20 protein-coding genes are annotated in these 21929 nt (G+C 54.3%); 5 read left to right on the forward strand and 15 right to left on the reverse strand.

The genetic code is table 11. The features are described from left to right. Positions 1-61: 61 nt before the first annotated feature. A complete protein-coding gene (locus GS630_RS21920; protein WP_216599091.1) occupies positions 62-1126 on the forward strand; it encodes an AbrB family transcriptional regulator in 1065 nt (354 codons plus the stop codon). Here GS630_RS21920 and GS630_RS21925 read toward each other — a convergent pair. The 5 genes from GS630_RS21925 to GS630_RS21945 all read right to left on the reverse strand — a co-directional run bounded on the left by GS630_RS21925 (position 1095) and on the right by GS630_RS21945 (position 6735). Continuing rightward, positions 1095-2075, reverse strand: a complete 981-nt coding sequence (locus GS630_RS21925) for a D-2-hydroxyacid dehydrogenase family protein (protein ID WP_171180452.1) — start codon at positions 2073-2075, stop codon at positions 1095-1097. The genes GS630_RS21920 and GS630_RS21925 overlap by 32 nt on opposite strands. Then, positions 2072-2308 (reverse strand): hypothetical protein, encoded by a 237-nt coding sequence (locus GS630_RS21930; RefSeq protein WP_171180454.1) that lies wholly within the window; start codon positions 2306-2308, stop codon positions 2072-2074. The genes GS630_RS21925 and GS630_RS21930 overlap by 4 nt, the downstream gene beginning before the upstream one ends. 51 nt (positions 2309-2359) lie before the next feature. Continuing rightward, positions 2360-3448, reverse strand: coding sequence for a 4-oxalomesaconate tautomerase (locus GS630_RS21935; RefSeq protein WP_171180456.1), 1089 nt, complete (start codon positions 3446-3448; stop codon positions 2360-2362). 88 nt (positions 3449-3536) lie between these two features. Continuing rightward, positions 3537-5567 carry a tripartite tricarboxylate transporter permease gene (locus GS630_RS21940; protein WP_171180458.1) on the reverse strand — a complete coding sequence of 677 codons (2031 nt, stop codon included), beginning with the start codon at positions 5565-5567 and terminating at the stop codon, positions 3537-3539. 79 nt (positions 5568-5646) lie between these two features. Then, the gene (locus GS630_RS21945; protein ID WP_171621493.1) at positions 5647-6735 is read right to left on the reverse strand and encodes a tricarboxylate transporter; all 1089 of its coding nucleotides are present in this window, start codon (positions 6733-6735) and stop codon (positions 5647-5649) included. A 139-nt stretch (positions 6736-6874) separates the two neighbouring features. Between GS630_RS21945 and GS630_RS21950 the strand changes: the two genes are divergently transcribed. Next, positions 6875-7543, forward strand: a complete 669-nt coding sequence (locus GS630_RS21950; RefSeq protein WP_171180462.1) for a response regulator transcription factor — start codon at positions 6875-6877, stop codon at positions 7541-7543. Beyond that, positions 7540-8907 (forward strand): sensor histidine kinase, encoded by a 1368-nt coding sequence (locus tag GS630_RS21955; RefSeq protein ID WP_348540124.1) that lies wholly within the window; start codon positions 7540-7542, stop codon positions 8905-8907. Before GS630_RS21950 ends, GS630_RS21955 begins: the two co-directional genes overlap by 4 nt. Before the next feature lie 370 nt (positions 8908-9277). Here the strand turns inward: GS630_RS21955 and GS630_RS21960 are convergent, their stop codons facing one another. The 10 genes from GS630_RS21960 to GS630_RS22005 all read right to left on the reverse strand — a co-directional run bounded on the left by GS630_RS21960 (position 9278) and on the right by GS630_RS22005 (position 19766). Continuing rightward, the gene (locus GS630_RS21960; protein WP_171180464.1) at positions 9278-10432 is read right to left on the reverse strand and encodes a Gfo/Idh/MocA family protein; all 1155 of its coding nucleotides are present in this window, start codon (positions 10430-10432) and stop codon (positions 9278-9280) included. After that, on the reverse strand, positions 10432-11487 hold the full coding sequence (locus tag GS630_RS21965) for a sugar phosphate isomerase/epimerase (RefSeq protein WP_171180466.1): 1056 nt from the start codon (positions 11485-11487) through the stop codon (positions 10432-10434). The genes GS630_RS21960 and GS630_RS21965 overlap by 1 nt, the downstream gene beginning before the upstream one ends. Positions 11488-11514: 27 nt before the next feature. Next, positions 11515-12543, reverse strand: a complete 1029-nt coding sequence (locus GS630_RS21970) for a LacI family DNA-binding transcriptional regulator (protein ID WP_348540123.1) — start codon at positions 12541-12543, stop codon at positions 11515-11517. Between the two features lie 37 nt (positions 12544-12580). Continuing rightward, positions 12581-14203, reverse strand: a complete 1623-nt coding sequence (locus GS630_RS21975) for a dihydroxyacetone kinase subunit DhaK (protein WP_171180470.1) — start codon at positions 14201-14203, stop codon at positions 12581-12583. Between the two features lie 11 nt (positions 14204-14214). Next, on the reverse strand, positions 14215-15207 hold the full coding sequence (locus GS630_RS21980) for an ABC transporter ATP-binding protein (protein WP_171180472.1): 993 nt from the start codon (positions 15205-15207) through the stop codon (positions 14215-14217). Next, a complete protein-coding gene (locus GS630_RS21985; protein WP_171180474.1) occupies positions 15200-16297 on the reverse strand; it encodes an ABC transporter ATP-binding protein in 1098 nt (365 codons plus the stop codon). Before GS630_RS21985 ends, GS630_RS21980 begins: the two co-directional genes overlap by 8 nt. Positions 16298-16299: 2 nt before the next feature. Further along, complete coding sequence (locus GS630_RS21990; RefSeq protein WP_171180476.1) at positions 16300-16488, reverse strand: hypothetical protein; 189 nt, start codon at positions 16486-16488, stop codon at positions 16300-16302. Beyond that, positions 16485-17423 (reverse strand): carbohydrate ABC transporter permease, encoded by a 939-nt coding sequence (locus GS630_RS21995; RefSeq protein WP_171621492.1) that lies wholly within the window; start codon positions 17421-17423, stop codon positions 16485-16487. Before GS630_RS21995 ends, GS630_RS21990 begins: the two co-directional genes overlap by 4 nt. Then, entirely contained in the window at positions 17420-18367 is a 948-nt protein-coding gene (locus tag GS630_RS22000; RefSeq protein ID WP_171237076.1) for a carbohydrate ABC transporter permease, read from the reverse strand. Before GS630_RS22000 ends, GS630_RS21995 begins: the two co-directional genes overlap by 4 nt. A 79-nt stretch (positions 18368-18446) precedes the next feature. Next, positions 18447-19766, reverse strand: a complete 1320-nt coding sequence (locus GS630_RS22005) for an ABC transporter substrate-binding protein (protein ID WP_171186543.1) — start codon at positions 19764-19766, stop codon at positions 18447-18449. 399 nt (positions 19767-20165) lie between these two features. On the opposite strand from GS630_RS22005, the gene GS630_RS22010 reads away from it, so the two are divergent. Together GS630_RS22010 and GS630_RS22015 are read left to right on the forward strand one after the other, a co-directional pair. Next, positions 20166-20945 (forward strand): MOSC domain-containing protein, encoded by a 780-nt coding sequence (locus tag GS630_RS22010; RefSeq protein ID WP_171621491.1) that lies wholly within the window; start codon positions 20166-20168, stop codon positions 20943-20945. Between the two features lie 228 nt (positions 20946-21173). Next, on the forward strand, positions 21174-21929 hold a 756-nt coding region (locus GS630_RS22015), incomplete at its 3' end, for a DMT family transporter (protein WP_253285969.1).

A 21929-nucleotide genomic window follows, 5' to 3' on the forward strand; every position in this document is an offset into this window, starting at 1 on the left:
TCTTGCGTCCACTTGTATACATTTGGATACGATATGAGTCAATATTATCGAAAGCCGTGCCTTGTCCACCCAAAACAAAACACCCTCTTTCCTGACAAAGCGGGCCGTAACACTGGTCCTTGCGCTGCTGGGCACCGGAGTATTTTGGGCGTTGAACCTGCCACTGCCCTTTCTATTCGGCCCAATGAGTGCGTGTCTGATCGCCGCCCTAGCGCATGCCCCTATGGAAGGTTTTGGTCAGATATCGGTTGCAGCGCGCACCATACTCGGCGTTGCAGTTGGGGCTTCGATTACCCCTGCACTTTTTGTCGGATTGCCGAAGATGGCCGCGTCTATAGCACTGGTCCCGTTCTTCATCCTGCTGATCGCGCTGGTAGGCGTGCCATTCTTTCGTAAGATTTGGGGTTTTGACTCCACGACCGCGTTTTATGCTGCCATGCCAGGCGGATTGCAGGACATGATCATCTTTGGCGCCGAAGCAGGCGCCAACCCGCGTACGCTATCCCTGATCCACGGTACGCGCGTGCTGATCATCGTGGCACTGGCCCCACTGTTTCTGACAGTGTTCTACGATGCCCAGCTCACCAACCCAATCGGAGAGCCTGCGCGCGACCTGCCAATACATGAGTTGGCGCTGATGGTACTGGCCGCCCTTGTAGGCTGGAAAGGCGGTGAGAGGATCGGCCTGTTCGGAGCATCTATCCTCGGTCCAATGATCCTGACAGCGGCTCTGTCACTGGGTGATTTTATTCATACTCGACCGCCTCGCGAGGCCATACTTGCAGCGCAATTCTTTATTGGTTGCGGGATCGGCGTGAAATTCGTGGGCGTCACTTGGGTCGAACTCCGCCGGGTGGTTGCAGCGGGCTTTGCCTATGTCATCGTCCTTGCGATCCTCGCAGCCGCTTTCACCGCCGTTGTCACTACGTTGGGCTTCGGTCAGCCGGTTGAGGCTTTCTTGGCCTTTGCCCCCGGCGGACAGGCAGAGATGACGGTCTTGGCCATCGTTTCTGGCGCGGATCTGGGCTTTGTGATCACGCACCACCTGACAAGGATCGTGCTGGTAATCATCGGCGCGCCCATAGCAGCCAACCTTATTCTGCGCTGGTCCAAACCTCGGAGTTGATCATGTGAATAGGGGCACCTTCAGCAAAGGCATTCACCTGATCGAAAATGTCTGCAAATTGCAGGTCGAATTCGTCCTCAGTCACAAAACCTATATGTGGTGTCGCAATCAGGTTTGGGTGCGATAGCAAGGGGTCATTCGGGTCGGTGAGCGGCTCGGTATCGAAGACATCAATTGCGGCCTTCCCAGGGCGACCAGCGTTCAGCGCGTCCAACAAAGCACCCGGAGCGATCAGCCCGGCCCGGGAGGTGTTCACAAACATCGCGCCCGGTTGCATCTGCGAAAAATCTGACGCTGTGATGATACCGTTCGTGTTGGGCTTCAGGCGAACATGGACCGAGACAACATCACTGTTGGCAAAGAACGCTTCGCGGCTTGTAGCAATCTGCACGCCGTCGGCCTGCGCGCGTGCCCGACCTTCATCCGAAGACCACCAAACCACATTCATCTTGAATGCCTCGGCATAGCCAGCAACAGCGCGGGCGATACGCCCATATCCATACAGTCCCAACTGTCGCCCTCTCAGAGTCTTGCCAACTCCGGCCTGCCAACGCCCCGTTTTGACCGAAGCCATCTGCGCAGGCAAATCGCGCATCCCGACCATGATCAGTGCCCATGTCAGTTCGGCTGCGGCATATGAAGGCGTCCCACCATGCATGTTCGAACACAGCAGCACGCCATTATCCGAGCATGCCTGCAAATCGACATGCGGATACACGCTGCGCTGACTGATCAATTTCAGGTTTGGAAGTTTTTCAATCAAATCCCGGGTGATCTTGGTGCGCTCGCGAAACAAAACCAGCGCCTCAGCCTCCTGCAAGCGTGCGGCCAATTCGCCGGTATCCTCGACATGATCTGTCCAGACCTTCACGTGATGGTCGGACAGTTTTCCGAAGCAGGGAAGGTCCTGCAGTGTATCGAACCAATCATCCAGAATGTGAACTTTCATCGACTTTCTATACCCTGACTTTTGTTCAGTTTTCTTGGCGTCGGCACAAAATCAAGTTTATCGAGTGCTTCAAGCGCATTGCGAACCCGTTCGCGTTGATCCAACAGATGGTTGAATTGCTCATCGCAACCGGCAATCGGTGTTGGGTATTCCGCGATATCCTTCCGCAGAGCCGACTGCGCCAGCCTGAGTTCCTGACGCGCGATATCAAGGCATTCGGAATAGTCGTCCATCGTGGTATCCTCATTAGGTATACCATAGTATACTTAATGAGGATTGCTACTTCAACTGCCGTTCCACTCAGATTCCGGTACATAAACATGTCCATCTGCCAATTTACGCGCAGTCCTCACCAGACCGGCAGAAATAACGTTGAACTCCCCGACGTTCGAGAAGTCCACCAGAACGTCGATCTTGCCTGAAGCGTGCTCCAACACAACTTCAGCCGGGCTTGAATTCGGGCGATCAAGCAAACCGTCGGCGACGGTACCGGGCGTCAAAGCGCAAGACGCCATGCATTGCGCACCTGTAACGGCCAGTGTCGGGTGAGTTTTCCATGGCATGAAATACCGAACCGCAAGAGTTCCACCCTCTCTGGCGGGTGCGATCAACCCGAATTTCGGAGTTACCGATTTCGAGACGTCCCCCATACCCATCAGTTCTCCGGCTTCGATCCGCACGGCCTCCATCCGATCAAAAAAAGCACGGTTGGCATCCAGCTCTTCGACGCTTTCATATCCTGTCAGTCCGAAATCCTCAGCTCGGGCTATCGCCATCGGCACAGCGACATCCATGCAAGTCAGCTCGACCCCCTGCACTGTATCGCGCAAATTTCCAGTGGGTAGAAATGCACCAGTTGCCGAACCCACAACGCCCATGAAACTCAGCTGCACCGGTGCAGAATGGCCGGGGACTCCGGCGATTTCCACATCGCCGTCGTACACCAACTCACCGCCCGGGGTCTGCACTTTGGTAACGACACGGGCGCCTGTATTGACAGCGCGAATACGGATTTCGGTTTCATCGCCGTTGGGCTGGAACAATCCCATTTCGATCGCAGCTGGACCAACTCCTGAGAGGATGTTCCCGCAGGTGGGTTTGAAATCGACCCGCTTTTCATCAACAGAAACCTGCGCGAAGAAATAGTCGATATCGGCCCATTCGTCCTCGCTGACTGAAAGCATCGCCACTTTGGTCGTCACTGCGTTACCACCACCGATCCCGTCGATGTTGAGCGCTTGTCCAGCCCCGATGGCAGCGACCAGAACATCGGCCAAAGTGTCCAAATCTTCGGGCAGATCAGAGCGTCGAAAATAAGGTCCTCGGGAAGTGCCGCCGCGCATGAAAACATATGGGATTGCTGTCTGGGTCATCGCGAACCCTCCTTTACAAACCGTTGATATTTCGAATTTCAGCGCTGCCCAGCCCGCCAGATTGGCCGGCCGGGCAACCGTGGAGCGCTTAATTGAGCGGCCATGGCAGGTTCACCATGTCTTGCAGCAGACCCGGCGGGAAATCCCTGTTCAAAGCGCCGGCCATGAAGCACATGAAACCGATGCCACAAGCCGTCAGGAGCAGCGTCATCTGCCAGCTGGATCCGGCGCGAATGCGGAAAAATGCGATCAGGAACCCGATCAGGGCTAGGATAAAACCCACTACCCAAGTGGCCGCGATCAAACCTGCAAACCAGGCGAGCGTTGACCAAAGTCCATGTGGCGCGCTCGCATCTTCGCCGGCGAGTTCCTTGTCAGCAAAGATCGCATCCCCCTCGGGTCGCCGCATCATCTGGATCAACAGAATGACGCAGCAGAACAGCGACACGCTGCCGATCACAAGCGGGATGATCTTGTCGGTCATGTTGTAGTCAGGGATCATGTTGGCATTGACCAACGCCACGATCAGATAGGCCATGATCACTAGCAAAAAGATCAGCGGCGCGCGCTTGCTTCCGGATTTGACCTCACCTTCGGCCATGATCATCTTGGCCTGCCGAATGCCCAGAATGACCGAAACCACAGTGACCACGATCAGGACGATCACGATCGGGCTAAAGACATATTCCATGCCTTCTGCAAAGCTTTTGCGGAAGCGGAACGAAGCGATCTGGAACGCCTGGTTGGTGAATTTCTCAACCGGGTTCGACAGAACGAAGCCGATCAGAAAGGCCGGGCGCGACCAGTCAAAGCGGCGCAGGAAGATACCGATCAAGCCGATGACAAACAGGGCCAGAAGGTCTTCGAAGTTTTGTCCGGACTGGAACGCTGCGAAGCTGATCAGCATGAATAGGAATGGCGCCAGATAAGTGAAGCGGATCGTCGTGAGCTTGGCGATACCGCCGGAGGCCGCGATGCATAGGATGGTGCCGACCACGTTGGCCAATGCCAGCAGCCAGACGATCGAATACGTAATATCGAGGTTGTCCTTGAGCATGCTTGGGCCGACCTCGATATCGCCGGACCCCAACAGGGCGACCGCACCGATGAAGATTGCCATAGAGCCGGAACCGGGAATGCCGAACAGCAGGGTTGGAACCAGCCCTCCACCTTCTTTGGCGTTGTTCGAACTTTCCGGTCCAATGACACCCCGCACTTCACCCTTGCCGAAGTTGCTTTTATCTTTAGTCGATTGAACCGAATGGCCATAAGCGATCCAGTCAACAACCGAGCCACCAAGGCCGGGAATGACACCGACAACCACGCCAATGATTGAACAGCGGACTGACAACCAGATGTTTGCAGCCCAGTCTTTGACGCCATCAAGCCAGCCCGCGCCCAGTGAGGCACCCTTAGCAATGGATCGGTCTTGACGCAGCAGCGAGACGATTTCCGGCACCGCAAAAATACCCAAGCCAACGATGACCAACTTCAAACCATCGGTCAGGTAGGGAATGTCATAAGTCGCCATACGCAGCGACCCGCCTGCGTCCGCCTCGCCAATCGTACCGACCATCAAACCCAGCCCTGCGGCCGCGACACCCTTCAGTGGGATACGTCCGGCTAAGATAGCGACCATCGACAAGCCAAGAATGGTGATCATCAGCATCTCGGGCAGACCAAATGCCAGAACGATGGGCCGCGCGACCAGGATGAACATGGTCAAAAAAGTTGCACCGACCAAACCGCCGAAAAGCGATGAAGCAAAGGCCGCTGACAATGCCCGCGCGGCTTCGCCTTTCTTCGCCATCGGGAAACCATCCAACACCGTAGCCTGCGAGGCAGAGCTACCTGGGATGCCCATAAGAACTGACGCGAAGGTGTCAGAGGTCGGCACAACGGCGACCATCCCGATCATCAACGCCAATCCAAGGATCGGGTCCATACCGAACATGAAAGGCAGCAATAGGGACAGACCAGCAATACCGCCAAGCCCAGGGAAAACACCTACGGCCAGTCCCATAACGACACCGAGAACAAGATATCCCAGAACGATAGGTTGCAGGATCAGACCCCACGCGTCACTAAGCGCAGGAACAGCTGTGGCGAAAACCTCCATAGCGGCCGCCTTTCATAAATTGTCTTGTGTTTGGAAAAGCGCGCGCCCGACATTGGGGCACGCGCGGTGGTGTTTGGGCTTAGTTCAGCTCGACACCATAGGCTTCTTTGAGCCAGTTCAGAACGTAGGCTTTGGCGTTGTCGTCGACGTTTGTCGCGGTTTGCAATGCCGCTTTAGAGCCGTCACCTACGAACACTGGGTATTTGCCCACGCGCTTTGAGGAGATGTCGGCAAAGTCGCCGCGCTCCGTCACAGCCTGGAACGCTGCTGTGTATGCGTCGACCACTTCCTGAGGTGTATCACCCGGCAGGAACGCCAGCTTCTGAACCGGGAACCCGGCTACAAAGAACGCTTTCCACGCATCCCATGCCTCACCGCTGGTTTCACAACCATCGGTGGCTTCACATACTTCCTTAAATGTCGAGATATCTGGGAAGGTCGGGTCACGGACGATATTACCATCCGCATCCAGCGCCCCCCAGGTCATCATCGGCACGGCCTGACCGGATTCAACCAGCGGGGCCGATCCACCCAGATAGCCGGACGAGGTCTGATAATCGATGTTGGCTTCACCTCGCTCGAACATCAGACGACCATCGCCACGGCCTTTGATGCCAAAAACAGGCTCAACACTCATGCCCAGCATTTGCCATGCCAGCAGCGGCACAAGGTCAAGGCGTGTCGCGCCCTGCGATCCGTAAATGAAGTTTGTGTCTTTCAGTGCGTTCGCGGAACCATCAAACTTTGCTCCGTCTTCGGCATTCAGATAGGCAACACCACCGGTTCCCGACGCCATAACCGGGATCCAGTCGTTGTATTCATAGCGCACGCGAGGATCGCTCAGCAGATATGGGAATTGAGTTGAACCGGAGGTGCCAAACAGCAGCGTGCCGTCATCATGGCTCTGCTCCTGGAACCAGTTTGCGCCTTTGGTTGAACCAGCGCCCGGCATAAATTTCACAACAACAGTGGGTTGGCCCGGCAGGGCTTCGGACAGAAGTGGCGCAAAGAAGTTGGCCCATTTGGCGGAGCCACCCGTTTCCGAGAACGGGATGACCCATTCAATGGTCTTGCCCGAGAAATCGACCTCGGCAGCGGCAGGTGCGGCGATACCGGCCGCGGCGATCAGCCCCACGACGGCGCGACGGGTGAAGTTGGAAATGGTCATTGGTTCCTCCCTGTTGACCAGACAACCACGCTAGCGCCCTCTGCGCCACCGTGATCGCAAATAGAACTGTGGGGTTGATTCCCCCTCCCATCTGGCAATCATGGAGCGCCAACCTTGCGCGAAACTTGCAGGAGCCCGAATGCGGATCGTCATAATCGAGGATAACGAGACCCTCGCCAACGCTATTGCGTATCGTCTGCGTGACCGCGGTCATGCGGCAGAAGTGCTTGCGGACGGCGACGAGGCTGACTTGTATCTTGCGCAAGAAGGCGCAGACTTGGTTGTTCTGGATATAAATTTGCCCGGACAATCTGGGCTGGAGATCCTGAAATCTCTTCGCAATCGTGGCGATGGCGTACCGGTGATCTTGCTTACAGCACGTGCCGAAACAAGCGACCGGGTTTCAGGTTTGGATATGGGTGCAGATGATTATCTGGTTAAGCCGTTCGAAATGGACGAGCTGGAAGCACGCATCCGGGCGCTTTCTCGACGCAAAGATCTCGACTACGGAGCTAAGGAGAGCATCGGAGGCCTAGAGTTCGACCGCGCCGCACGTCAGGTCAGTGTCCGAGGCGAAGTTATGGATATACCGCGGCGGGAAATCGCGGTGCTTGAATGCCTGTTGGAGCGCAGGGGCAGAATTGTTCCCAAAAGCCAGCTTACAGATTACGTCTATGGCGTGGGTGCCGATGTCGAGGCCTCGGCAGTTGAGCCTCATGTATCTCGGCTGAGAAAACGTCTTCAAGATCTCGGTATTGGAATTAAAACAGCCCGTGGTCTCGGGTATCTGCTTGAGGTGCAGAAGTGATCAATCACGGCTCGCTCAGGTTAAGACTGTTCATTCTTATCCTAACCCCCTTGATACTAATTGCCGCTCTGCTTGGTCTTTGGCGCTTTATGATTGCGCAGAAAACGGCTCAGGAATTGTTCGACGACAGCCTGTTATCTGCTGGTCTCGCAATATCGCGAGATGTTGCGATTTCAGGCGGTGACGCACTGTCACCAACGACACGCAGCATGATCCGTGACGCGTCAGGCGGAGAGATTTTTTACCACGTGACGGGACCCGGCGGCATCTATGTGACAGGCTATGCCTACCCTCCGGCAGCCACCAACCCGACTGCTGAAGAGGTGTACAAGCCGCAGTTTTTCGAAGCACTTTACCGCCAAGAACCGGTCCGCGTTCTTAAGATGACGGAACGAGTGACCATAGAAAATCTAATCGGAGATGCGACAGTTACAGTCTGGCATCGTATGGCGGATCGCAATGCGTTTGCGAATGAACTGTCAATCCGCGCTGGAATTCTCATGGGAATTCTGCTGGCCACGCTCGCCATTGTAGTTTGGTTCGGCGTCGCTCGTGGCCTGAGGCCTTTGCTGGATTTGCAGGACGCAATTGACCTGCGTTCACCAGATGACCTCAGTGAGATTAAGCGCCCTGTCCCGATCGAAGTTCAGGGTGTTGTTAGAACCCTGAACCGGCTTTTTGGTCAGGTGGAAAAAAGTATCAACGCCCATCAAGTGTTTATATCCGAAGCTGCACATCAGCTGCGGAACCCAGCGGCCGCGGTGCAATCGATGGCCGAAGCGCTGCAGGACGCGAAAACGGATGGCGACCGAGAAAAACGCATCTCCGAGCTTGTTGCGGCTGCAAAAAACTCAGCGACAGTGGCGGAACAGCTGTTATCACTTGAAAGGCTCAGGCAGCCGACGCACCAAGACCAAATGGATAAAATTGACTTCCGCTCGGTCGTTGAGGAGGCCTGCGCGGAGATGGGAGTTCACATCCTAGCAAAGGGTATCGAGTTCGACGTCACGATACCTGAGACGGCGGTCCCGGTAACCGGTGACCGGGTCTTTCTGATTGAGGCTCTAAAGAACCTGTTGGACAACGCAATCAAACACGGTGGCACAATGTTGAGCCAAATTTCAGTGGTGCTGCGGTGTGACGGCAAATACGTCAATCTAACCGTGGCCGATGACGGTGCTGGCCTGTCGCCAGACCAAAGCGAAGCGGCATTTAATCGGTTTTCTCAGTTGGAATATTCGGAGGGCAGCGGATTGGGGTTGTCAATCGTATCCGCAGTGGCGGAGCGCCACGGAGGAATGATCGAAATCAACCAAGTCGAAAGAGGAGCGAGCATTACGCTTGAGATTCCCATGGTCCTGTAAGCTGTTTCTAATTTCACTCGGAACCCAAAACCAGTCAAAGTCAACGCGAGTTTCTTCGATTGCTGCTAAATTCAGGTATTCGCCCTGAGCGAAGAACGCAGCTCTCAAAATCTATATCTATGTCGTCTTTGGGCTCGCTGCAGACGTTCGGCAGAATTCATTCAACCTTTGCTGCGCGCACAAAGCGGACATTCCCATCTAGTAGACTCGGATGGAAGTCGATTGGTTCTTCGGGTCACAAAAAACCTCTTCAAAGACGTTCGCGGTTCGTTGTACCGGAGCGTGCACCTATAGGTTGCGCGCGCTTCGGTTTTTTTGCAGATACGCTCGATGCCTCCCAAGATTTCTGCCTTATGCCAACAACCAGATTTTACGTTAAGCTGACCCAAGCTGCATTCCTTGAAGAGCTTTGCACGCACGCGGCAACAAATTTTACGCCATTAAGCCCGTCATGAACCGTTGGATAAACAACGGACGCGTCGGTTGAAATCCCATTTCGGAAAGCTTGGATCGCCTCAGCAGCCTCTCCATAGATATTGGCGAAACCTTCAAGATACCCCTCGGGATGGCCCGGAGGGACCCTGCTCAACCGATTTGCAGCGTCACCAGCTCCAGCTCCATTTCGTGTGATCAGACGCTTGGGTTCGTTGTAGGGCGTGAACCACAGGTAATTGGGATCTTCCTGAGACCACTCCAACCCACCTTTTTCGCCATAGACGCGCAAACGAAGTGCGTTTTCATTGCCGGGGGCCACCTGAGAAGACCACAGCATACCACGCGCTCCGCCTTCGAAGCGAAGCAAGACGTGCGCATTGTCATCGACTTTGCGCCCCGGCACAAAGGCCTGCAAGTCTGCCGCCAGGCTTTCCGCATTAAGCCCGGTTACAAAGCATGCGAGGTTGTAAGCATGGGTTCCGATGTCACCGGTTGATCCACCCGCGCCCGAGCGTTCTGGATCGGTTCGCCACTCCGCCTGTTTGAAATCCTGCTGCTCGGTCAGCCAATCCTGCGGGTACTCAACCTGAACTACGCGGATCTTGCCAATATCGCCGTTGGCAACCATTTCACGCGCCTGCCGAACCATTGAATAACCTGTGTAATTGTGGGTCAAAATGAATAGAGCATTCGCGCTTTCTGCTGCTTTGACCAGCTTTTTTGCATCGGCAAGTGTCGAGGTGAGTGGCTTGTCACAAATGACGTGAATACCGCGTTTCAGGAACTCACGCGCAGCTGCATAGTGAACGTTATTTGGCGTGACAATTGAGACGGCCTCGATCCCAGATTTCAGCCGAGCTTCCCTGATTGCCATTTGTTTGAAGTCTTCATAGACCCGTTCAAGCCCCAATGCTTGCCCACTTTCAAGAGATTTCTCTGGCGTTGAAGACAAAGCACCGGCTACCAGCTCGAACTTGTCGTCCAGTCGCGCGGCTATGCGATGAACGCCGCCTATGAAGGCGTCGTTTCCGCCACCAACCATGCCAAGGCGAATACGACCCGAGGTTTCTTCACTGCGTCCTGTGACCATCACTCAATCCCCAGCATTTTACGATTGGCGGCTTCGTCTGCGCCACCATCAGCGAAATCATCAAAGGCTTTCTCGGTCACACGGATGATGTGATCTGACACAAACTGAGCGCCCTCGCGCGCTCCATCTTCGGGGTGTTTGAGACAGCACTCCCATTCGACCACAGCCCAGCCATCAAAGTCATTCGCGGCCATTTTTGAGAACACAGCCCCGAAATCCACCTGACCATCGCCCAGTGAGCGGAACCGCCCGGCCCGATCTACCCAGCTTTGATACCCGGAATAAACACCCTGCCGGCCGGTTGGATTGAACTCGGCATCTTTGACATGGAACATCCGGATCCGATCTTTGTAGATGTCGATATTGTCCAGATAGTCGAGGCATTGCAGCACGTAATGCGACGGGTCGTATAGCATGCAGGCCCGTGGGTGATTGCCTGTCCGCTCGAGAAACATCTCGTACGTAACACCATCGTGGAGGTCCTCTCCGGGGTGGATTTCATAGCAGACATCGACACCGCATTCATCAGCGTGATTCAGGATGGGCACCCAGCGACGCGCAAGCTCATCAAATGCCGTTTCAATCAAGCCGGCAGGGCGCTGCGGCCAAGGATAGACATATGGCCATGCCAGCGCGCCTGAGAATGTCGCATGTGCCGAAATGCCCAAATTTTTCGAAGCGGACAGCGCTTTTTTGACCTGGTCCACGGCCCATTCTTGTCGGGCTTTCGGGTTCCCCCGGACGCTTTCGGCCGCAAAGCCATCAAACGCACTGTCATAGGCTGGGTGAACAGCCACAAGCTGGCCCTGAAGGTGTGTTGAAAGTTCCGTGACTTCGACACCATTTTCCCTGGCTTTGCCTTTGAAGTCATCGCAATAACCTCTGCTAGAAGCGGCCTGTTCTAAGTCGAACAACCGTCCATCCCAACTGGGAACCTGAACGCCTTTGTATCCACAATCAGCCGCCCATTTTGTGATCGCGTCCCACGAATTGAACGGCGCTTCGTCCCCCGCAAACTGTGCAAGAAACAAAGCTGGACCTTTGATCGTTTTCATAAAATTTCCTCCCCAAAACCTAAGCCTCTATGGCGGTAAATTTTCCTTTAGATAGATATCGATACGGATACGTTCCTGAGCTTTGTTGAACGGGACTTTGTCCGAAGTCGCACGCAACAGGCGAACGGCCGAACGAACAATGTGCCCAGTGTCTTGCGAGATTAAGGCGTCAAATGTGCCAAGCCTAAGCGCCTCACGACTGAGTGGAGTAAGCTCATGAGCTATAATCACCAGATCTTTGCTGAGCTTGTTCTCTGAAAGAAATTGAATCAGGCCTGCGTTGCCCGCTGCTGACGAGTATATTCCGACCAGATCCGGATAGGTTTCAAAGATTTCGGGCATCATCTTGTAAATCAGATCCGGGTCATCCCGGCCCTCGACAGACGCTACGACTTGGAGGTGCGGAAATTCCTCAGCCACAACAAGGTCAAAGCCTTGGCGACGCTCGAGATGGTCACGCGCCAATCGGGATCCTGTGAGAACCAAGACCTTGCCTTCGCGATGGACAAATCTACCCATCAGCTGAGCGGCGGTTCGTCCTGCCGAAACGTTATCAATTCCCACAAAGTGGTCTCGCTCAGAACTGGGCAAGTCAGACACCAAGGCGACCACCGGAACGCCTTTGTCCCTGAGCCTTTTTACGGCATCCCGGACAGAAGGCGTTTCGGGTCCGAAAACTGCGACTCCGTCTACATCCAAACTGTCGACAGCATCCAGAATGTTGACGATATCTTGCGGCTCGAACGGCGCGACCTTCTTTATCGCAATGCGGGTCCGCTCGATAAATTGGTCAGGGGATTGATCTGCGATCTGGCTGCTGATTGCCTCTACAAACTCGTTGTCCGTGTCCGGCAGAACAAAGAGGAAGTTGTAAACTCGGTTTCGTGCAAGGTTGGCCGCAGCGGTATCGCGAACATATCCCAGCTCATCAATTGCCTTTTGCACTTTCTGTACGGTTACGGCCCGAACGCCGGGACGTCTGTTCAAGACCCGGTCAACAGTCGCTAGGCTAACACCCGCAACGCGCGCGATGTCATTAACGGTTGGCTTTTTCACCAATTCTAATCTTTGTTTTTGGTCTTCCACGTGTTCTTCAGCCCTCAATCTCCCGCGCTAAGCCTTCAAACAACAAAGCAACAGCCTCAGCGCCGGGATCGTTATGTCCAACAAGGTTTTCTTCGGGAACATAGGCCGCGCGGCCTGCCTTCGCACGACGAATATTCGCGGTGTTGTTCGCGCCTTCGCGGGCAGCCTCGGCCGCATGCGTCAGACCAGATGGCAGTGCCGCAAGCGCCGGTGCCAGAGCGTCAATCATTGTCCTGTCACCGACCTTGGCGCCCCCAACCTGGCTGACGCGATTCAGACCTTCAACCAGAGACTTCGATACCGAAGCCCCGCTCGCACAGGCATCTCCAGCTGCGTTGAAGAAAATTGCAAGTATCACGCCGGAAGAACCACCCATTGTCTGGCTTAACTCATTGCCCAACGCCGGAAACAGTTGTGTCAAATCGGCAAGCGGCATGCGGTCAAGACTTCCTTGCAATGCTCTTGCGGCAGTCGCCAATGTGCTTCCTGTATCGCCATCCCCAGATTTCGCGTCTAGCTCGTTTAGATTCTTCTCTGCGTTGATGAGCAATTCAGACAGCCGGGTGATCGTTTCCCTTGTGGTGGGATTGTGCGAGGGGATTGGATCGATCGGAGTCAGGCCATCAGGCAATGGTGCAACTTTGATCGGGTCTATGGAATTCACCCCGGGCCACGCGGCCAGATCAACGGGTGCTTCAAGGGCTGACAAATCGTCCTGATCTACAGGCAGAATGGAAACCGAAAACCCGTGCATATCCAGCGATGTCATCATTGGTGCCGGGCCAATTATATGATGGGCAATACCAGTCTCGAACAAGGCATGTGTGAGGACAGCCATTTCCAGCGGAGTTGTAGAGCCTAGGTTGTTGACCAACGCCACACAGTCCCCGGTGCCCACCCTTTGCTTCAGCTTCTCCACTACTGTGGACATAGCCGATACGGCATTTGAGAACTCGACTTGCTGTACACCAGGTTCGCCATGGATGCCCAATCCAAGCTCTGCTTTGCCAGGGGCAATCCGGTCTTCTTTTGGAGAACCCGGAACGGTACAGGTGTCCAAGCTCATTCCGATGCTGACAACCTTTGCTATGGTGTTTCTTGCTGCGGTGGTAACGGTATCTAGGTCAGCACCGCTTTCAGCAAGCGCTCCGGCTATTTTGTGAACGAACAACGTACCCGCCACGCCACGTGGTTGCGGAAGGTCGGGTAGGGCGATGTCATCATCGACAACGACCATTTCAACCTTGCGGCCCAATGCGCGGGCGCGTTCCGCTGCCAGTCCAAAATTCAATCGATCTCCAGTGTAATTCTTGACGATAAGCAGGCACCCTGCCTCACCTGTGACCGCAAGAATACCTGCCAGAACCGCTTCGACTGACGGGGACGCAAACACTTCCCCACATACTGCAGCTGTCAGCATACCGGCGCCAACAAAGCCCGCATGGGCGGGTTCGTGACCAGACCCTCCGCCGGACACCAAAGCGACTTTCGACTTGTCCCAATCTGACCTCAAGACAACCTTGATGTGCGGGTAGCCGTCCAACCGGATAAGTTGTCCTCCGGAGGAGGTCAGAAGGCCGTCTATCGCCTCGGTTACCAGGGTTTCTTTTGTGTTGAGGAACTGGGCCATGCTTTTGCTCCTTAATTCACACGCGCGCCGGACGCGTCAAAATACAACGGGTTGTGGGGGCGGATTTTTATAATCTTTCCAGATGGGTAGTCCTGATGGACATCGATCAGGGTCACCACCGGGTGACCATTCAGATCCAAATGCAGCCGTGTTTGGTCTCCCAGATGCTCGGCGCGTATCACGCGCGCCTCGCTGCCTTCGCCTTCGATGATGTTTTCCGGGCGCAGGCCGATCTGCGGGCCTTTGTGATCGCCTCCGAACAACTCGGACGGCAGGATGTTGATCCGTGGCAGTCCCAACCGGCTGGCGACGTAAACACTGCCCGGGTTTTCATAGATGTCCCGGGGTGTTCCGTATTGAACCAGCCTGCCGTTTTCCAAAACGCCGATATGTGTCGCCATTGTCATGGCTTCGACCTGATCATGCGTCACGTACAGTAAGGTCGACCCCAGATCGGCCTGAATCCTTTTAAGCTCGACCCGCAAATCCGCCCGAAGCTTGGCGTCCAAAGAGCTGAGCGGTTCATCCATCAGGAAAATCTGTGGGTCACGCACAAGCGCACGTCCGATTGAAACGCGCTGCATTTCACCGCCGGACAGTTCAGTGGCTTTGTTGTCCAGCTTGTGCGGAATTTGCAGGATCTCAGCGACTTCGTTAACCTTCCTCGTGATCTCATCCTCTGGTGTCTTCAGGATCGGCGACCGCAAAGGGAAAGACAGGTTCTCGCGCACCGTCATATGCGGGTACAGCGAGTATTGCTGGAAGACCATCGCCACATCGCGCTGGGCAGGTGTATCTATACCGACGTCACGCCCGGCAATGCGTACTGATCCAGAGTCCAGTTTCTCAAGCCCGGATATCAATCTCAGCGTCGTTGTTTTTCCAGCGCCAGTCGGACCCAACAACACCACAAAGGCACCGTTGGGGATCGTCATCGAAATACCGTCCACCGCTTTGACGTTGCCAAATGACTTCGAGATATTCTCCAAAACGACTTCAGCCATTGCTCAGTACCTCGTCGTTCAGAGCGGACCTCAACGCGCGTCCGGTGGATCTTTCAAAAAGGGTTACAGCAGGTGAGCGGAACTCCAATCCAACGGTCTCACCGGGACTGACGACCTCGCGTGCATCAATTCGCGCTTTCAGTTCACCGTTCGGGCTTTGCAGTGTAACGATTTGGGTGGTCCCCAGGTATTCTGCTGCCAGGACTCTGGCCCGGTATTCGCTCCCATCCGACAGAAAAACATGCTCGGGGCGAACGCCAAAAACCAAGTCACCTTCCGCCCCTTCCATCAACCTCGGCACGGCTTCGTCATGGCCATTCAGCCGAACCATTTCCGAACCAGGCTCGACCTTTCCCTCAAACGGCAGGAAATTCATCGAAGGAGACCCGATAAAATCCGCAACGAACATCGTCGCTGGTTTGTCGTAGATTTCCTGGGGTGTACCGAATTGCTCGATCACAGCGTTGTTCATCACAACGATCTTGTCGCCCATTTGCATGGCTTCTAACTGATCGTGTGTGACGTAAACAGTGGTTGCGCCCATGCGATCATGAAGCGCGCGCAATTCTTCGGCCATATGCTCCCGAAACTCGGCATCCAAGGCGCCCAGCGGTTCGTCCATCATGAACGCTTTGGGTTCGCGAACGATCGCGCGGCCCAGCGCCACGCGCTGCCTGTCGCCACCTGACAGTCCACCTACGGGGCTATCGAGAATGTCGTTGATCCCCAGAATTCCCGCGACTTCCTCTACTTTGGCTTTGACCGCAGCACGCGGCATGCCCTGCGATATCAGGGGGTAGCTGATATTTTTGCGCACGTTCATGTGAGGATACAGCGCAAACATCTGGAACACGAATGCAATGTCTCGCTCTGATGGGGGCCGCTGGCTGATCTCCTCACCGTCCAGGTAGATTTCACCTGACGTTGGAAGTTCCAAGCCTGCGATCATCCGCAGTGTCGTCGTTTTTCCGCAGCCAGAGGGCCCTAGCAACATGAAAAACTCACCGTCCTCAATCGTGAACGAGCTTTCGCGAACAGCCGTGAAATCGCCGAACATCTTCTTTACGTTTTTGACTACGATCTGGGCCATTTCTACTCCGGGAAATGGCTGACGATGATGAACATGACGGTTCCGATCAGCGTGACGATGAAAGAGTAGGTGAAGGCCCAAAGGACAAAGGGCTGCATCAGCATAAAGACACCCAGCGCAATAAGGATGGTTGCGACCATCTCCCATGGGCCGCGGCGAAATCGCAACAATCCGTTAAGAAACCCGCTCATTTGCGTACGGCTCCGAATGTGATCCCACGCAGCAAGTGTTTGCGCATCAGGATGGTGAATATCATGACAGGGATCAGGAAGATCGTGGCACCTGCCGCCACAGCAGGCCAATCCAGGCCGCCAATACCGATAATGGTTGGGATGAACGGTGGTGCAGTCTGCGCGTTCGCGGATGTCAGCAGCACGGCAAACGCGTACTCATTCCAGGCGAAGATCAAGCAAAAGATAGCTGTTGAAGCTATGCCGGTCGCGGCTTGCGGCAGCACCACTTTGTAAAACGCCTGAAATCGTGTGTAGCCATCTATGAGCGCGGCTTCTTCGTACTCTCTTGGGATTTCGTCAATGAAGCCTTTTAGCAACCAGACCGCCAAGGAAATATTTACACCCGTATACAGCAGGATCATTCCAAGATGCGTGTCGCTTAATCCAAGGTTTCTGAACATCAGGAAGATTGGGATTGCGACAGCAACTGGTGGCATCATCCTTGTACTCAGGATGAAGAACAGAAGGTCGTCCTTGAGTGGGACCTTGAACCTGCTGAATGCATAGGCGGCCAGAGTGCCTAGGAAGATACTCAAGAACGTCGAGCCAAATCCGATGATAACCGAATTCATAAAGCGCTCGCCGAACTTCGATGGTCCTACAATCACCATGTCGTACTGGCGGACGATTTCATCGGCCCAGTTCTGCGGCGGGTTCGCTTCCAAAAACTCCTGCGTCTGCCGCGTGCGCGTGGTGAATAGATTTACATACCCTTCAAGCGTTGGGTCAAAGACCACTTTGGGCGGGTAGCTGATCGCATCGGCCGGAGATTTGAAACCCGTCAGCAAGATCCATACCAGTGGGATCATCGTAATCATCGCATAGCCGATGACCAGAAAGCCTGCGATCCACTTGGACCGGTTTGAAGGTTCAGTGACGGAAAAACTGCTCATCTCTGTTTCACCTTGTTCAGGGCTTTGACGTAGATCGACGCAAGGCCGAACACGGTGACGAAAAGGATAATCGCATAGGCTGACGCATAGCCCGTACGCCATTTCTCAAAGGCTTCGCGTTTCAGGTTGATCGAAGTGAGTTCCGTAACAGACCCCGGCCCCCCGCCGGTTAGCTGAACCACCAGATCGAACATCTTGAAGTTCTCGATTCCTCGAAACAGCACCGCGAGCATCAGGAACGGTAGCACCATCGGAATGGTGATTGTGAAGAACTGCCGCAGCTTGCTGGCCCTGTCGATCTCAGCCGCCTCGTAGATGTAATCGGGAATGCTGCGCAGCCCGGCCAGACAGATTAGCATCACGAAGGGGGTCCACATCCAGGTGTCGACAATCACGATCGCCCAAGGGGCCAGATTGACGGATCCCAGCATTTCAAAGCTCGATGGGTCTTTGCCTGTAAACCAGGACACGATGTAGTTAAACAGCCCGATTTGAGGTTGATACAGGAACTTCCAGAAGTTCCCGACGACTGCAGGAGACAGCATCATCGGCAGCACGATGATCGTTGTCCAAAGATCGTTGCCCTTGAATTTCTTGTTGATCAACCAGGCCAGAGTAAACCCGATCAAGACCTGGAAAAAAATCGTCCAGAACAGGAAGTGCGCCGTCGCCTGCATATTTAGCCAGGTGTCCGAGTCTGTCAGAATACGCTCGTAATTCCTGAGCCCGACATCTTTGACTTCGCGCCCGATCCGGTTGGCCTTGTAGTTGGTAAAGCTCAGTTGGATGGTCCAGATCAACGGAAAGATGTTGATCGCCAGCAATAGGAATATCGTTGGGGAGATGAATATCCAGGCGATCGCGCGATCGGATAAACCTCGTATTTTTCGCGCAACTCGCTCGGGCGTTGCCTGCGCAACGCGATCTACGGTCCTGTCAGACATCTCTTTGCCAGTTCTTGTTGGTTTAGGACTCACGGGTGAAGGTGGAGCGGGATAGCACCCGCTCCTGCCTTTGTCCGGACTACAGCTTGCCTTCGTCTTCGAAGACTTCCGTCCAATCTTCAATCAGAAGATCAAGCGCTTCTTGAGCTGTACCTTGATCAGCAACCACGTAGTCGTGGATGCGTTTCTGCATGGCCAGCAGGAGTTCCGCGTAGGCAGGCTCTTGCCAGAAATCCTGAACTCCAGCCATTGCTTCAAGGAAGTCACCGGCAAACGGTTGGCTGTCCACGAAACCAGGATCTTCCAGCACGGAGTTATGTGCCGAATAGCCGCCTAGCTCCCACCATTTGGCCTGCACTTCTGGCTGTGCGAACCACTTGATGTATTCAAGGGCGGCGTCCTGTTTGTCAGAGTAGCTGACAACAGAAATGCCTTGTCCGCCAAGCGTTGAACCTGCCTGATTTTGTGGCGGGTTTACAAAGAAGTCGATCTTGTCACCGCCGGTATTGGGGTCGGCATAGAGACCTGGGAAGAACGCAAACCAGTTCATCGCCATGGCGACCTGACCGGACTTAAAGGCATCCAGGCTCTCACCCATGTAAGAGTTGGTATATCCCGGAGGTGTCGCCGTTTTGTAGAATTCCTTGTAAAATTCTAGAGCTTCAACAGCTTCCGGTGAGTTTACAGCACCTTCCATGTCATATGAGCCCGGGGTGTTTTCGTATTTGAAACCCCATGGATACAGCGCTCCGGTCACACCCATGGTGATCCCTTCCGAGCCGCGTTCGGTAAAGATTGCTGCACCGTAGACAGTCTTGCCGTCGATTTCACGACCCTGAAAGAACTGGGCGATCTGCAACAACTCTTTCTGAGACTGAGGTTCACGTAGGTCCTGACCAGTCGCCTCCTTGTATGCAGCTTGGATTTCGGGATTTTCGAACCAGTCCTTGCGATAGAACCAGCCGTTTGCATCGCCCATCGCAGGCAGCGCGTAGTAGTTTGGTGTACCTTTGGGCCAGGTCGAGTAAGCGTAAACAGTGGCCGGTGCGAAATCGTCCATGCTGATGCCTTCAGCATCGAAGAAGTCGTTCAGCTGGACGTAATGACCATTCTCAGCGCCGCCGCCGATCCATTGGCTGTCACCGATCAGTAGGTCGCAGAGCTTACCCCCAGAGTTCAGCTCGTTCAGCATACGGTCCGCAAAATTTGGCCACGGAACAAATTCGAAGTTCATCGTGTGGCCGGATTCTGCTTCGAATTCCTTGGATAGTTCGACAAGCGCGTTGGCCGGATCCCATGCAGCCCAACATAGCGTCAGATCTTCAGCATTTGCCTTGGTAGAAAGAGTAGTAGCGGCAAGGACTATTGCGCTGGCCGAAGCCAGTTTTGTGTAAGTCATCCATTCCTCCCTTTTTGCGCCGTCAATCGAGGATGTGCGAATCGCGGCATACTTCCAAGGCTATTTGAGGTACGCACCTCATGTCCAGAAATATTTGAGGTTCGTACCTCAGATGAGCAGGGAAGTTCGTTGAACTTGTTGTCTTAACCTATGATTTTAATAGAAATTGTTTGTTTTCTTTGATGTGCATCTATTTTCGGCAGTAAGGTTTTAAATTGCCATATCGACAAAAACTGGCGCGGCCCACTTTGGCGGCCATCATGGTTCCAACACGTTTAGCGAACCCGCTGCTGAAGCACTCACAGATTATTTAGTCGATACCTAGGAGAATTGGAGATAGCTTCAAAAAGCACGCACCACTCGGGATCGTGCATAACTCGTTTGGTCAGGTGCAAACGTATGAAAACTCTCTCTATCGTAAGATTGAACCGCTACCCAATAAAAGGCTTGAGCGCCGAGCCCATGCAAACTGTAACGCTGCGTTCAGGAGATGGCATTCCAGGTGACCGTCTGTTCGGATTTGCTCGATACAACTCCGGTTTCGACGTACATAACCCGCAGCCGCTCCCGAAAGATCGCTTTGTTGTTTTGTTGAATGAAGCTGCGCTTGCAGGCGTTAAGACAAATTTTAATGTTGAGACCCAATATCTTGAGATCAAAGCGAGCGGCAAAACACGCAGCTTTAATATGCAAGCACCAGAAGATCGGATGAATGCGGTGAGTTTCCTGTCTTCGGAGATCGACCTAAAAGACCCCGAACCACCAAATTTCGTTTCGTCCGCTCCGCATCGGTTTACAGATGTATCTGTCGTGTCACCTAAAATGATGAACGCGATATCCGTTCTAAATCTGGCGTCTGTGGAAAAGTTAGGTGAAAAACTGAACGCGGAAGTCCACCCAGCGCGCTTCCGGGCGAATATCGAGATGGACGGTTTACCCCCGTTTTCTGAGTTGGATGAAGCTGGATCAGTTTTTAGATTTGGCGATGTTGAGTTAAAGATACTCTCACGTACGAAAAGGTGTGCAGCCACTGAAGTGAACCCGGAAACGGCTAAGCGGGACCTGAAGATACCCTATCTAATTCGGAAGTTGATGGGTCATACGGACATGGGTGTCTATGTTGAGGTTGCTATAGGCGGAACGTTGAGAGTCGGCCAAATTGGGGAGATGTTGAATTGAGTGTTACTCACCCCGCCAGAGTGGCAGTCGCAGGCGATTTGTCCCGCGTTCTCTCAAGTAATTTGTGTCTACGCTTTCGCCAGTCGTTTTCTTGCTCGCCCAGCCTAGCGAATGTGACTCCGTCAAAAAAATGCTCCAGATGAAGCATGTAATTGACCGAACCTGGAAAGTTCACAAAGGTCGTTTTTTGCGGATTTCTCTGACCTCTTCCCAGGCTTGGGAAGAAAGATGGGCTTCGACCGGCTGCCGATTGCGCTCGTTGCAGCCATCGAATTCGTCAGTACCTTCGTTATTGCTCTTTTGGGCGTACGTACTGGGCGCAACTATCTTGCCTTTGCCTTCGCAATCATCGGCGTAGCCCTCCTGATTGACGTGCCGTCGATACTGGCAGCAGATGGACCTGATCTCATTTCTGATCTTCTTGGCCTGTTCTGGGCGGTGCTGAACAGCTCGCTTTTCGTTCTCTACATCATCTTCGGCCACAAGATTTCCGAAGGTGGCGCGTCGGGCGGTGTGGAGCGCCTTGGCACTGTCTCGACAGCGGCCTTTATATTTGTGATGCCCATAGGTTTCCCGCAAGCCCTCGACGATTTTGGTGCGCCCTCGCTGGTACTGACCGGGATCGGCGTCGGCATCTTTTCCTCGTTAATCTCCTATGTCTGCGATCAGCTCGCGATGGCCCGCTTGCCACGTGCCAGCTTCGCGTTCCTTATGGCTCATCTGCCAGCGACCGTTACGATCATCGTCGCGACGGTCTTGCGTCAGGTTCCGAGCGCTGTGGATGTCCTCGGCGTGCTCCTCGTCATGATTGGCGTAGCCGTTCACAAATCCTGTCGATGCGGTCTGCGGGTGTCGACGGCGACTAGAATCGGCCATTCGCTGCAACCTGACGAACGAGCAGGTTGGGCTCAATGCGGTGCTGTCAGACGAATTCGAACCAGTCTCAGTTTGCCGCGGAAACCGCGAACCTATCCGGAACAAAGT

The organism is Ruegeria sp. HKCCD7303 (genome assembly GCF_013111185.1).
Classification (GTDB): Bacteria; Pseudomonadota; Alphaproteobacteria; order Rhodobacterales; family Rhodobacteraceae; genus Ruegeria.